The 13,307-nt window shown below is 63.2% G+C and carries 12 protein-coding genes; 6 read left to right on the forward strand and 6 right to left on the reverse strand.

Annotated features, from left to right (window positions below; translation table 11 throughout):
* Positions 1–23: 23 nt before the first annotated feature.
* Positions 24–854: an alpha/beta hydrolase gene (locus JG747_RS20825; RefSeq protein WP_202359929.1), complete on the forward strand. Its 831-nt coding sequence runs from the start codon at positions 24–26 to the stop codon at positions 852–854.
* 46 nt (positions 855–900) lie between these two features.
* Here the strand turns inward: JG747_RS20825 and JG747_RS20830 are convergent, their stop codons facing one another.
* From JG747_RS20830 to JG747_RS20850, 5 genes are all read right to left on the reverse strand, one after another.
* The gene (locus tag JG747_RS20830) at positions 901–2,106 is read right to left on the reverse strand and encodes a molybdopterin molybdotransferase MoeA (RefSeq protein WP_202359930.1); all 1,206 of its coding nucleotides are present in this window, start codon (positions 2,104–2,106) and stop codon (positions 901–903) included.
* Positions 2,106–2,588 (reverse strand): cyclic pyranopterin monophosphate synthase MoaC, encoded by a 483-nt coding sequence (gene moaC, locus JG747_RS20835; protein WP_202359931.1) that lies wholly within the window; start codon positions 2,586–2,588, stop codon positions 2,106–2,108. Before moaC ends, JG747_RS20830 begins: the two co-directional genes overlap by 1 nt.
* A 66-nt stretch (positions 2,589–2,654) precedes the next feature.
* Positions 2,655–3,503, reverse strand: coding sequence for an indole-3-glycerol phosphate synthase TrpC (gene trpC, locus JG747_RS20840; protein ID WP_202359932.1), 849 nt, complete (start codon positions 3,501–3,503; stop codon positions 2,655–2,657).
* A gap of 3 nt (positions 3,504–3,506) precedes the next feature.
* Positions 3,507–4,517 (reverse strand): anthranilate phosphoribosyltransferase, encoded by a 1,011-nt coding sequence (gene trpD, locus JG747_RS20845; RefSeq protein ID WP_202359933.1) that lies wholly within the window; start codon positions 4,515–4,517, stop codon positions 3,507–3,509.
* Positions 4,514–6,406: a SurA N-terminal domain-containing protein gene (locus JG747_RS20850; RefSeq protein WP_038646847.1), complete on the reverse strand. Its 1,893-nt coding sequence runs from the start codon at positions 6,404–6,406 to the stop codon at positions 4,514–4,516. Before JG747_RS20850 ends, trpD begins: the two co-directional genes overlap by 4 nt.
* Before the next feature lie 143 nt (positions 6,407–6,549).
* On the opposite strand from JG747_RS20850, the gene tpiA reads away from it, so the two are divergent.
* The 5 genes from tpiA (at position 6,550) to JG747_RS20875 (ending at position 11,723) form a co-directional block, all read left to right on the forward strand.
* Positions 6,550–7,320: a triose-phosphate isomerase gene (gene tpiA, locus JG747_RS20855; RefSeq protein ID WP_019858170.1), complete on the forward strand. Its 771-nt coding sequence runs from the start codon at positions 6,550–6,552 to the stop codon at positions 7,318–7,320.
* 167 nt (positions 7,321–7,487) lie between these two features.
* Entirely contained in the window at positions 7,488–7,964 is a 477-nt protein-coding gene (secG, locus tag JG747_RS20860) for a preprotein translocase subunit SecG (protein ID WP_019858168.1), read from the forward strand.
* A 211-nt stretch (positions 7,965–8,175) separates the two neighbouring features.
* Positions 8,176–9,300 carry a L,D-transpeptidase gene (locus JG747_RS20865; protein ID WP_038652706.1) on the forward strand — a complete coding sequence of 375 codons (1,125 nt, stop codon included), beginning with the start codon at positions 8,176–8,178 and terminating at the stop codon, positions 9,298–9,300.
* 216 nt (positions 9,301–9,516) lie between these two features.
* Positions 9,517–11,154 (forward strand): CTP synthase, encoded by a 1,638-nt coding sequence (locus JG747_RS20870; protein ID WP_274609644.1) that lies wholly within the window; start codon positions 9,517–9,519, stop codon positions 11,152–11,154.
* A gap of 23 nt (positions 11,155–11,177) precedes the next feature.
* Positions 11,178–11,723, forward strand: coding sequence for a DUF1697 domain-containing protein (locus JG747_RS20875; protein ID WP_019858165.1), 546 nt, complete (start codon positions 11,178–11,180; stop codon positions 11,721–11,723).
* 48 nt (positions 11,724–11,771) lie between these two features.
* Here the strand turns inward: JG747_RS20875 and JG747_RS20880 are convergent, their stop codons facing one another.
* Positions 11,772–13,229, reverse strand: coding sequence for an NCS1 family nucleobase:cation symporter-1 (locus JG747_RS20880; protein ID WP_202359935.1), 1,458 nt, complete (start codon positions 13,227–13,229; stop codon positions 11,772–11,774).
* Between the last annotated feature and the right edge of the window lie 78 nt (positions 13,230–13,307).

The following is a 13,307-nucleotide window of genomic DNA, read 5'->3' on the forward strand; positions in this document are numbered from 1 at the left end:
TGCGTTTTTGGGGGAGGGTGCCGATGCCTAGACATCGCATTGCCGATTGGAACAACGCCTACGCCAATGGCGCGAACATCGCCGGCAGCGACCGTTGGCCGGCAGCGTGGGCGGAACCGGCGCAAGCCTTCCGGAACGCGCTGGCGGCAGAAGGCCGGGCACGGCTGGACATCGCCTATGGCGAGCGGCCGCGAAATCGCTTCGATCTTTTCCTTCCCGAGGCCGCGCCCCAGGGGCTCATCGTGTTCATCCATGGCGGTTATTGGCTGGAGTCCGACAAGAGCGACTGGTCGCATCTGGCCAAGGGCGCGGTCAGCAGCGGCTTTGCCGTGGCGATGCCGTCCTACACGCAGTGCCCGGACATACGCATCGCGGGCATCGTCCGTGAAGTCGGCGCGGCGATCGAAAAAGTGGCGGCAATGGTCGACGGACCGTTGATGCTGACCGGACATTCGGCCGGCGGACATCTCGCCAGCCGAATGGTGACCACATCGACGCCTCTGGCGGCCGATGTGGCAAAGCGCATCCGCCATGTCGTTTCGATCTCGGGCCTGCACGACCTTCGTCCGCTCATGCGCACCGGCATGAATGGCGCTTTGGCAATCGACGAAGCCGAAGCGCAGGCCGAGAGCCCCGCCCTGTTGCGGCCCTTGGATGGCACCCGCATCACCTGCTGGGCCGGCGGTGGCGAGCGTTCCGAGTTCCTGCGCCAGAATGCGCTGCTGGCCAATATCTGGACCGGTCTTGGCGCCACCACCATCTGCGTGGTCGAGCCCGACCGGCATCACTACGACATTGTCGATGGCCTCGCCGATCCGGCGCATGCGCTGACGCGAACCTTGATCTCGGAATAGGGGAGATCGTTTTTGTCCTGTTATCAGTTAATTATGGGATAATCCTTCAGCGCAGCATCAGCACGCTGCAAGAATCCCCGGCAGCGGATGCAGGGGCAAATGGCGCCCGCACGATCAGTCCATTGGCGTCGGCCAGCATCCTCAGCATGGACGAGTCCTGGATGCTGAACGGCGTCGCCACGAGCCCGCCATCGTCCTCCCTGACCACCGACCGCACATAGTCTTGGCGCAGGTCATTGGCCGGCATTGCGGCGCCCAGTCGGGCCGAACGGATGTCCTGACGATGATCACGGCCGCCTAGCCTCGCCAGAAGCGGCTTGAGGAACAATTGCGAGCAGACCAGGCTTGCCACCGGATTGCCGGGCAGGCCGATGCACCTGATGTCGCCGAGGCGTCCGAACATCAGCGGCTTGCCGGGGCGCATGGCGATCTTCCAGAATCCGAGCGTCATGCCTTCGCCGGTCAGCACGTCATGGATCAGGTCATGGTCGCCAACCGAGGCGCCGCCAAGCGTGACGATGACATCCGCACCGGCCGCGACCGCCTTTTTGACCAACGCTGCGATGGCATCCTTGCGGTCGGCGGCAATGCCGAGATCGAGCGCGCGGGCGCCGACCGATTGCGCGGCAGCCGCGACGCCATAGGCGTTGGAAGAGATGATCTGGTCCGGCCCGAGATCGCTGCCGGGCGGCACCAGCTCGTCGCCTGTGGCGATGATGGCGACCATCGGCCGCCTTACCAAACTCACTTTGGGATGGTTGGCCGATGCCGCCAGCGAGAGTGCCGCCGCATCGAGCAAACGACCTTTTTCCAGCAGGACGTCGCCCTTGGAAAAGTCGAGGCCGATGCGGCGTATGTTGCGCCATTCCGCAGTGGGCTCGATCACTTCGATCTCACCGCCGCCGAGATCCCTCACGTTTTCCTGGATGACGATGGTGTCGGCACCTTCAGGCAGCGGCGCACCGGTGAAGATACGCACGGCCTGGCGCTCGCCGACGGTGCCCTCAAAACCGCGCCCGGCCGGTGCCATGCCGATCACCGAAAGTTTCGATGGCACGGACGCCACTTCGGCCGCGCGCACCGCGTAACCATCCATGGCCGAAGCGTTGAAGGGCGGCTGAGTGCGAAGTGCCGCGACCTGTTCCGCCAGCACCCGATCGACCGCGTCGAACAGAGAAACGCTTTCGCTGGCCAGGGGGGCTGCACCATCCAGCAGGCGCTCAAGCGCCTCGGCCACCGGAACCAGCGCCATCAGGCGCCAGCCTTGTAGTCGCCGGACTTGCCGCCGGTCTTTTCCACCAGCTTGATGCCGGAAATGACCATGGCGCGGTCCACGGCCTTTGCCATGTCGTAGATGGTCAGGCAGGCGACCGATGCGGCGGTCAGCGCTTCCATCTCGACGCCGGTCTTGCCGGTGACACGCGCCAGCGCGGTGACTTTCAGGCCGGGCAGCGCGTGGTCGGGCTCGATGTCGACGGAAACCTTGGTCAGGAGCAGTGGATGGCAGAGGGGGATCAGCTCATGCGTCTTCTTCGCCGCCATGATGCCGGCGATGCGGGCGGTGCCCAGCACATCGCCCTTCTTGGCGTTGCCGGCGAGGATGGTCTTAAGCGTCGCGGGCTGCATCGAGACGAACCCTTCGGCGATCGCCGTGCGCGTCGTTTCTTCCTTGTCGCCGACATCGACCATATTGGCCTCGCCCTGTGCGCCGAGATGGGTGAGGGCCGATGTCATCGTCAGACGGCCATAGAGCGACGTGCGTCCATTCGGACGCACAAAGTACGCTCTATCACTTTGAATCTATGCATCGTGCTCTCCGAAAATCGATTCCGATTTTCGGGCCGATGCATCCAGCGCCTTGCCCGTCAGCAGAAGGCGGGTGGCGGCGGTGACGTCCTGTTGCCGCATCAGGCTCTCGCCGACAAGGAAGGTGCCGATGTCCTTCTTCTGCAGCCGGAGGCAATCGTCATGTGTGAAGATACCGCTCTCACTGACCAGCAAGCGGTCGGTCGGCACCATCGTTGCCAGCCGCTCGGAGGTTTCGAGGCTGGTCTCGAACGTTCTCAGATTGCGGTTGTTTATGCCGATCAGCCGCGACGACAGTTTTAGCGCGCGCATCGTCTCGGCTTCATCATGCACCTCGATCAGCGCATCCATGCCGAGTTCGAATGCGGCCGCTTCCAATTCGCTCGCCAAGGCATCGTCGACGCTGGCCATGATGATCAGGATGGCATCCGCGCCCCAGGCGCGTGCTTCATAAACCTGGTAGGGGTCGAACAGGAAATCCTTGCGCAGAGCGGGCAGGGCGACAGCTGCCCGCGCCTTGGTGAGGAATTCCGGCGCGCCCTGGAAGGACGGTGCATCGGTCAACACCGAAAGACAGGCGGCGCCGCCCTTCTCATAGGCCTGCGCCAGTGCCGGCGGATCGAAATCGGCACGAATCAGCCCTTTGGAAGGGCTCGCCTTCTTGATTTCGGCGATCAGGGCGAAGCGACCCGATCCGCGCTTCGCCTCAAGTGCTGCAAGAAAGCCGCGTGGTGCGTCGGCGTCCTTCGCCCGCGCCTTGATCTCGGCCAGCGGTTTCAGTGCCTTGGCGGCGGCGATCTCGTCGCGCTTGTAGGCCTCGATCTTGCGCAAAATGTCAGACACGGTTCACCCGTTCGAAATTTCGACCAAACGATCGAGCACCTGCAGCGCCCGGCCGCTGTCGATGGCTTGTGCCGCGAGCGCGATGCCGTCGGCGAGCGTCGTCGCCTTGCCCGCGATTACCAGCCCGGCGCCGGCATTCATCAGCACGGTGTCACGATAGGCGCCGGCAGCACCACCCAGCATGTCGCGCAAGGCCTTGGCATTGTAGGCGGCGTCACCGCCGCGCAGCTCGTCCTTGGTGTGGCGCTTCAGTCCAACCTCTTCCGGGGTCAGTGTGAAGCTGTGGATCTCACCGCCGATCAGTTCCGCCACCTGCGTCTCGCCGGTGGTGGTGATTTCGTCATAGCCGTCGCCATGAACGACCCAGGCATGCTCGGTGCCCAGCGCCTTCAATGTCTCGGCCACCGGCATGATCCATTCCGGCAGGAACACACCGACCATCTGCCTGACGACGCCAGCCGGATTGGAGAGGGGGCCGAGCAGGTTGAAGATGGTACGGGTGCCGAGCTCGACGCGGGTCGGGCCGACATGCTTCATGGCCGGGTGGTGCGCGGGCGCGAACATGAAGCCGACGCCAGCTTCATGGATGCAACGGCCGATCGTCTCCGGCGGAATGTCTATCTTGACCCCAAGCGCGATCAGGACATCGGCCGCGCCGGTCAGCGAGGACAGGCCGCGATTGCCGTGTTTGGCGACCGGCACGCCGGCGGCGGCGATAACGAAGGCCGAGCCCGTCGAAATGTTGACGCTGTGGGAATTGTCGCCGCCCGTGCCGACGATATCGATGGCACCCACGGGCGCCTCGACGCGCAGCATCTTGGCCCGCATCGTGGCGACAGCGCCCGAAATCTCGCTGACCGTCTCACCGCGTACGCGCAGCGCCATCAGGAAGCCGCCGATCTGCCCGGGGGTCGCGTCGCCTGACATGATGATGTCGAAGGCCTCGCGCGCTTCCTCAAAGGAAAGCGCGGTGCCGGCCGCCACCTTGGCGATATGGGTTTTCAGCGCGCTCATCTTGTCGAGGCTTGGGCAACGGCGGCCTGGTCGATGCGGACGTCATACTGCGTCTGCAACTGCGCCACCAACTGGTCGAGCAGATCGTCCGACATGCCGGAAGTGAAGGATTTTTGCGCATCCTCCGGCACCGAGCTGGCATCGGCTCCGGCGGGCTCGAACACTTCGGCGACCTTGAACAGGATCTGCCCGTCGCCGGTGGGCGAGGGGATCAAGCCGGTGCCGCCTTCGCCGACGCCGAACATCACGGCAGCGCCTTCCTTGCCGAAATCGGCATCGTCGGCTTCGCGCCTCAGGCCGCGCTTGGTCTGCTTCTCCAGTTTGAGATCGCCGGCGATGACATCGAGCGTGGCACCAGCCTTGAGCCGCTTGTCGAGCTCGCTCGCCTTGGCGGCAAGGCGCTTGGTGGTCTCGGCTGCCGTCCAGTCGGCGACGACTTTCTGGCGGACCTCGTCAAGTGTGCGGTCGCGAGCCGGCGTGATCGAGGCGACTTCATAGAAGATGAAGCCGTTGTCGGCCGTGGTCAGCGCTTCGTTTTCGGTTTTGGGTTCGGCATCAAAGACCGCCTTGATCAGTGCAGGAGATTCCGGCAGGTCCTTGACGATGGAGCCGTCCGGCCTGAGGCCGCTGCGATCGATGGCATCGATGGTGACGTCCTTCAGCTTCAGCTTGGCGGCCGCGTCGGCCAGCGAACTGCCGGAGGCGCGGGTATCTTCGTAATTGTCGTGCACATCCAAAAGGATGCGGCTTGCCTCGCCCAGCGCCAGGTCCTTGCGGATCTGGTCGGACACTTCGGCGAGCGGCTTCACCACCTCGGGCTTGATCTCGGTGACGCGCAGCAGCACCGGACCGAAAGCGCCCTGAACGACCTGGCTGACTTCGTTGGCGTTGAGCGCGAAGGCGGCATCTGCAACCGCCTTGTCGGCGATCTTGTCCTTGGCCAACGTGCCAAGCAGCGTGTCGGCCGGGGTCTTGCCTTCGGCTGTCACCAGCTTTTCGAACGTGGCGCCGGCCTTGAGCGAATCGAGCGCGGCTTTGGCTGCGTCCGGTGTCTTGAACACAAGCTGCTCGATCGTGCGCATTTCGGGCGTCGTGTAGCGCGCCTTGTTCTTGTTGTAATCGTCATTGACCTGCTGGTCGGTGACGGCAGTCGGATCCATGATGTCCACCGGCTCGAGGCGGACATAGGAGAATTTGCGGTACTCAGGTGCGGCGTAGGTCTTCTTGTTGGCCTCGAAATAGGCCTGAAGCACGCTGTCGCTCGGTGCCTCGATGGGCTCGACGAGCTTCTTCGGCAACACCAGATAGTCAACGGTGCGGTCCTCGCCGCGATAGAGCGCGACGGCCTTGAAGAAAGCGTCCGGTGCCTTGAGGCCGTCCGAGACCGCCTCGACGATCTGCTGGCGCACCGCCACCTGGGCGCGATTCTTCAGATAATCCTCTGGCCGCATGCCGACCTGGCGCAGCATGTACTCGAATGTTCTCCTGTCGAACTCGCCGCCTGGACCCTTGAACGCCGGATCCTCGCGCGTCAGCTCGGCCAGCCGGTCCTTGGACAGGCCAAGGCCAAGCTTGCGGGCCTGTTCGTCGAGAACGGCGCCGGAGACAAGCTGAGCCAGGACCTGGTTGTCGATGCCGAGCGCCTTTGCCTGTTCGTGGGTGAGGCGCTGACCGAATTGCTGCGACATGACGGCGAGCTGGCGATCATAGGCGAGGCGGTATTCGTTGATCGATACCTTGGTGCCACCCGCTATTATCACCGAATCGTGGCCGGCAAAGCCGCCCATCAGCCGCCCGGAGATGCCCCAGGCGGCGAAACTGACCACCAGCAGCGAAAGCAATGTCTTCGCGACCCATGTACCCGCCGCGCTTCTCAATACACCAAGCATCGTTACTTCCGATTTATGCGCATTTTCGCATGCGCCGAGTCTGAAACAAGCGCAATAGCGCCCTTCCGGGCCACTGTCGATTGCTTTGTGGCCTGATTTTGGTAGTGAGGGCCAGAGCTTGATATCGCCCGGAGAAGCAGACCATGACGCCAGGAATTCGCCCGCTTGTCGCCGGCAACTGGAAAATGAACGGAACCAGCGCTTCGCTGAACGAGCTCAGGATGATCGGCAACGGTTTCATGAGCGGGCTCGACGCGGAGACCGAGGCCCTGGTCTGCGTTCCCGCGACGCTGCTCTCCCATGCCGCGGAGATTCTGTCGCGCACGCCGGTCCATGCCGGCGGCGAGGATTGCCACACCAAGGAAAGCGGCGCCTACACCGGCTGCATCTCGGCGGAGATGCTGAAGGACGCCGGCGCGAGCCATGTCATAGTCGGCCATTCCGAATGCCGCGAACAACGCGGCGAGGACGATGCGACGGTCCAGGCCAAGGCCGCCGCCGCATGGCGTGCCGGGCTCGTGGCCATCATTTGCATCGGCGAGACGCAGCAACAGCGTGAAGCGGGCGCCACGCTCGACGTGCTGTCGCGCCAGGTCGCCGGCTCGGTGCCGCCGAGTGCCACGCCATCCAACACCGTCATTGCCTATGAGCCGGTGTGGGCGATCGGCACGGGCCTGACGCCGACCGCGGCCGATGTGACCGAAGCGCATGCGCATATCCGCGAAAAGCTCTCGGAGAAACTTGGCGCCGCTGCCGCCAAGATGCGCATTCTCTACGGCGGCTCGGTCAAGCCGTCCAATGCGGTTGAACTGCTCGGCGTCAGGAATGTCGATGGCGCGCTGGTCGGCGGCGCCAGCCTGAAGGCGGCCGATTTTCTGGGTATCGCCGAGGCCTATCGCAGCATTTCAGGCTAAGTTTCACGACGAAGGATGGGGCTCATCCCGTCCAAATTCGTTGCAAAGGGCGCGTTGCTTCCCATATTCCGGCCACGGGCTTGGAAATGCCGTGAAAGCATTGTATTGAGCCGCCTCCAATTCACCGGTCGTGTCCGCGGCCGGGCAAGGCCTTGCCAGGATAAACTATGCAAACCGTACTGATCGTCATCCATCTCATGGTCGTGCTCGCCCTCGTCGGCGTGGTGCTGCTGCAACGCTCCGAAGGCGGCGGCCTTGGCATTGGAGGCGGATCGGGCTTCATGACGGCGCGCGGCGCCGCCAACGCGTTGACCCGGGCAACGGCCATCCTGGCGGCGGCTTTCTTCGTCACGTCGCTGACCCTGTCGATCATTGCCCGCTACGGCGAAAAGCCGATCGACATTCTCGATCGCGTCCCAGCGACCTCGGACGGCGCCGGCAAGGGCGTGCTCAACCAGTTGCCTGGCACGACGACCCCGGCACCGGCCGGCAGCACCACCCCGACGCCGCCGTCGGGCAATGGCGCGGCGACGACGCCTGCGCCGGCAGCTCCGGCCACCGCGCCCGCCTCTGGTGCAACGCCGCCGGCAAGCAACGGCACCACCAACACGGCGCCCGCGGCACCGCAGGTCCCGAACCAGTAACCTCATCTGGTCCAAACCGCGACCTGTGATCGTTTGAACACAGTCGCGGCAAATGCTGCGCGATCACGAAGATTCAACGGGCAGCAGCGTGGTCTCACGCTTGAGGCATCGGCGCTTATTCGACTATAGATTGCACGCGGCATTTTCGGTGTCCTTGGGGGACGCCGGGCGACGCCGTGGGCAACAAGCATTGAACGATCGGATCTTCGCCATGCAGCTTCGCAGCTTCATTTTCCTGGGACTTTGCGCCGTACTCGGCCTGAGTTCCCCGGCTTTCGCCGGCGTGCCGGCCAATTTGGCCGCCAATCAGTCGGTCGACAAAACCGACGCCATCAACGTCGCAGTCAAGAGCGATGCGGCGCAGTTGAAGGCTCTCAAGAAGAAGAAAAGCCCGACACCGGACGATCTCGCCCAGATCAAGAAAATCGAGGCCAAGATCGCCGCCGACAAGGAAGACGCCAAGACCAAGGCGCTCGAAGCCAGGAAGCTGGCGTTGCGCGAGGCGGCCAAGGCCAAGGCCGACGCCGAACGGCAGGCCTTCCTGGCTAAGAAGGGAAAGAGCGCTTCTACAACGGCCGAAGTGGCTGACGCCAAGCCGGCCAAGAAGACCACAAAGGTCATCGAGCCGATCGAACCGATCACACCAATCCAGTCAGCCGAGCCGCTTCCGGCAGAAGCGATGAATGTCGCTCTGACCGGCAACAATGGTGAGCTTCGTAGCGAGGTCATCGGCCAGAAGCAGCCGAGCCGCGGCCTGTTCGCCGGCCTGTTCGGCGGCACCTCTTCCGGCTCGTCGATCAGCTATCTGCCCGAGACGCGGGCTCTCGACCGGGCTCTCGCCCAGAAGGACGCCAAGAAGCCGTTCAAGGTGAAGCCGGAATTCGTGCCGCAGGACGTGGAATTCACCGGCTATGAGCCGGGCACCATCGTCATCGACACCAGCGCGCGCCGGCTCTATCTCGTCGAATCGTTTTCGACCGCGCGTCGCTACGCGATCGCGGTCGGCCGTGAAGGCCTGCAGTTCAAGGGTACGGTCGCGGTGGGCGACAAGCAGGAATGGCCGCGCTGGATCCCGACGCTCGACATGCAGAAGCGCGAGCCCAAGCACTACGGGCAGTACAAGGACGGCATGCCCGGCGGCGGCCAAAACCCGCTCGGCGCCCGCGCCATCTACCTCTATGACGGCAAGAAGGACACGCATCTGCGCATCCACGGCACCATCGCGCCGCAGTCAATCGGAACCAGCGCTTCCAATGGCTGCTTCCGCATGATCAACGAGCACGTCATGGATCTCTACAGCCGCGTCAGGGTCGGCACCAAAGTCGTCATCATCTGACGTTTCCGCCATCCTGCCGAAAGGGCCGGCTCAGCCGGCCCTTTTGTTTTGCCTCGCTCACGACAAGCCTGTCCGGTCGTGATCCCCGGACAAACGAAAACCGTTTGTTCGAGAAAACCGGGTTCCACACTTCGGGATCATGGTCCGACGCCTTCTTGGGAAAAAACCTTCGCGGTGGTTTTTTCTCTGGCGGAATCAATCCAGCCGCGTTAAGCGATGACTCCCATGGCGCGATATGTATTCATCACAGGCGGCGTGGTTTCCTCACTTGGAAAAGGCATAGCCGCAGCGGCCCTTGGGGCTCTCCTGCAGGCGCGAGGCTATCGCGCACGCATCAAAAAACTCGACCCGTATCTCAATGTCGATCCCGGCACGATGTCGCCGTACCAGCATGGCGAGGTGTTCGTCACCGATGACGGTGCGGAGACCGATCTTGACCTTGGTCACTACGAGCGCTTCACCGGCCGCTCGGCCAATCAGCAGGACAACATCACCACCGGCCGCATCTACAAGAACATCATCGAGCGCGAGCGGCGCGGCGACTATCTCGGTGCCACCGTGCAGGTCATTCCGCACGTCACCGACGAGATCAAGAATTTCGTCCTCAACGGCAATGACGACTATGATTTCGTGCTGTGCGAGATCGGCGGCACGGTCGGCGACATCGAGGCGATGCCGTTCCTCGAGGCGATCCGTCAGCTCGGCAACGACCTGCCGCGCAACAATGCCGTCTACGTGCATCTGACCTTGATGCCCTACATTCCGACGGCGGGTGAGCTGAAGACCAAGCCGACCCAGCATTCGGTCAAGGAACTGCGCGGCATCGGCATCGCGCCCGACATCCTTCTGGTTCGCGCCGACCGCCCCATTCCCAAGGAAGAGCGCAGAAAGCTGTCGCTGTTCTGCAATGTCCGGGAAAGTGCCGTCATCCAGGCGCTCGACGTGCCGCACATCTACGACGTGCCGATGGCCTACCACAAGGAAGGGCTCGATTCGGAAGTGCTGGCCGCCTTTGGCATCGACCCTGCGCCGAAGCCGCGCATGGAGCCTTGGCAGAAGGTGTCGGACCGCATCCACAGCCCGGAAGGCGAGGTGACCATCGCCATCGTCGGGAAATACACTGGCCTCAAGGACGCCTACAAATCGCTGATCGAAGCGCTTTCGCATGGCGGCCTGGCCAATCACGTCAAGGTCAAGCTCGACTGGATCGAATCGGAGATCTTCGAGAAGGAGGATCCGACGCCTTGGCTGGAAAAGGTGCATGGCATCCTGGTTCCCGGCGGCTTTGGCGAACGCGGCTCCGAAGGCAAGATCCTGGCGGCGAAATTCGCGCGCGAGCGCAAGGTGCCGTATTTCGGCATCTGCTTCGGCATGCAGATGGCCTGCATCGAGGCGGCGCGGTCGCTGGCGGGCGTCGAGCATGCCTCCTCGACCGAGTTCGGCCCGACCAACGAGCCCGTCGTCGGCCTGATGACCGAATGGCTGAAGGGCAACATGCTTGAGAAGCGGCGGGAAACCGGCGATCTCGGCGGCACGATGCGTCTCGGCGCCTATCAGGCCGACCTCGCCAAGGGCTCCAAGATCGCCGAGATCTATGGTGACACGCAGATTTCCGAACGCCACCGCCACCGCTACGAGGTCAATATCGACTACAAGGAGCGGCTGGAGGATTGCGGCCTGGTGTTTGCCGGCATGTCGCCAGACGGCGTGCTGCCGGAGACGGTCGAATATCCCGACCATCCCTGGTTCATCGGCGTCCAGTATCACCCTGAGCTGAAGAGCCGGCCGCTCGATCCGCATCCGCTGTTCGCCAGCTTCATCGAGGCTGCCGTGGAACAGTCTCGCCTAGTGTAGGCACCCGCCAGGCGGAGCCTCTCATGCAGACCTATGTCGCGCTCCTCTACAGCATCATCCTGGGGGAGGGGCGCCGGGTCGTCATGGCGGACCTCAAGGCGATGGCGGAAGGCCTCGGCTTGAGGAATGTTCGCACGCTGGTGGCGACGGGAAATCTGGTCTTCGAGGCTGAGAGGACCGCGACTGCCGCGCTTGAGAAGCGGCTGGAGGCCGCCTTCGAAACGGCCTTTGACCGCCACGTCGACATCATTGTCCGTGGCGCTGGAGATTGGCAGAAACTCGCGTCGCGCAATCCATTCCCAACCGAATCGGAGGAAGCCGGGGATCAGGTCGCGGTGCGTGTGATGCGCAAGCCTGTGGCCGAAGATGTCCTGTCGGGGCTTCAGGCCTATGCCGCCGAGGACGAGAAGGTGCTCCTGATCGGCGGCGACATATGGCTTGTGTTTTCGCGCGAACGGCCAAGCTCGCGGCTGCTTGCGGCCGCCAATCACAAGCGCCTGGGCATAGGCACGTCGCGCAACTGGAACACGGTGCGCAAATTGGCGGAGATGGTTGGCAGTAGGGAATAGGGAATCTGTTTGTGTATTCCCTAGCCCCTACTGCCTACTGCATCACTTTCAGGCTTTCGCTATCTTGGCGCCCGCACCCACGGCGGCGGTGCGCAGCACGTAATAGATGATGCCGGCAATCGCCACGCCGAAGAACCAGCCATAGACGCCCCACCAGGACGGCAGCCAGTTGGTGAAGTTCGGCAATATCGACGAGAAGACGGCCCCGATGCCAGCCGCGATGAAGGCATTGACGTGCCAGCCGCCCTGGAAGCGGAACTCGCCGTCCTCGCGATACAGCGCCTCGACGTCGACCTCGCCTTTGCGGATCAGGTAATAGTCGACCATCATGACACCGAAGATCGGCCCCATCGTCGCGCCGATGATGCCGACGAAATGCGCCGCACTGCCTTCCCACGGCGCGAAGGGATAGAGCACAAGTGCGATGAGTGCTGCGATGTAGCCGCCCTTCTTGAAGTCGATCTGACGCGGGAAGACGTTGGAGAAGTCGAAGGCTGGCGAGACGAAGTTGGCGACGACGTTGATGCCAAGCGTGGCAACCGCGAAGGTCAGGGCCGCGAGCGCCGCCAGGAACCAGCTGTCGAACTTGGCCGAGATCTGGTCGGGATGCAGCAGCACTTCGTGGTAGACGTCATAGGCGGCAATGGTGGTGACGCCGGCGACCAGCGAGAACAGGATGAGGTTGACCGGAAGGCCCCAGATGTTGCCTTTGCGCAGCGCCGCCTTGTCCGGCGCGTAGCGGGCGAAGTCGCAGAAATTGAGATAGAGCGCCGAGAAATAGGTCACCCAGATCGCCGCGACCCCGAAGAGCGTCGTCCACGATCCGGGATCGCCCGGAATGCCGGCATCGGCGGTCTTTTCGCGCAGCACGTCCATCGGAATATCGCTGGTAAAGGCGAAGCCCCCTGATTTGACGCAAAGATAGATGGCCAGGAGCAGCATCATCACCCAGACGGCAGGCCCCGCCCAATCCTGGAAGCGGCGCACTGTTTCCATGCCCTTCTGGATGATCAGCAGTTGCAGCGCCCAGATGATGACGAAGCAGATCACTTCCAGCGTGGAATGGCCGAGAAGATGCGAGGTCTTGTTGAATTCGTCGAACCATTGCAGGCGAGTGAGCAATGCCACGATGGCGCCGGAGGCGGCGGCCGTTTGCGCGCCGTACCAGAAGCAGGCGACGATGGCGCGCACCAAGGCCGGTATGTTGGCACCCCAGATGCCGAAGGAGGCGCGGGCGAGCACGGGGTAGGGCACGCCAGTCTTGACGCCGGCATAACCGACCATGTTCATCAGCGCGTAGATGATCAGCGAGCCGATGCCGATAGCAATGATGAAATTGACGAAGCCGCCGCAGAACAGGAACAGGCTGGCGGCGAGATAATAGCCCCACAGGCTGTGAACGTCCGAGGTCCAGACGTTGAAGATCGAGAATGGTCCCCAGTTTCGAACTTTGGCCGGAGCGAGATCCTCGTTGTACAGGTCAGGCGATGCGCCTTGTATGGTCACTGCAATGTCCTCCCCTTGATTGGCCACGCGCCTCCACGCGATAGCCGTGCAGGTTAAGCCTGACGCTGGGGAACCGAC

The organism is Mesorhizobium sp. 131-3-5 (assembly GCF_016756575.1).
GTDB classification, from domain to species: Bacteria; Pseudomonadota; Alphaproteobacteria; order Rhizobiales; family Rhizobiaceae; genus Mesorhizobium; species Mesorhizobium jarvisii.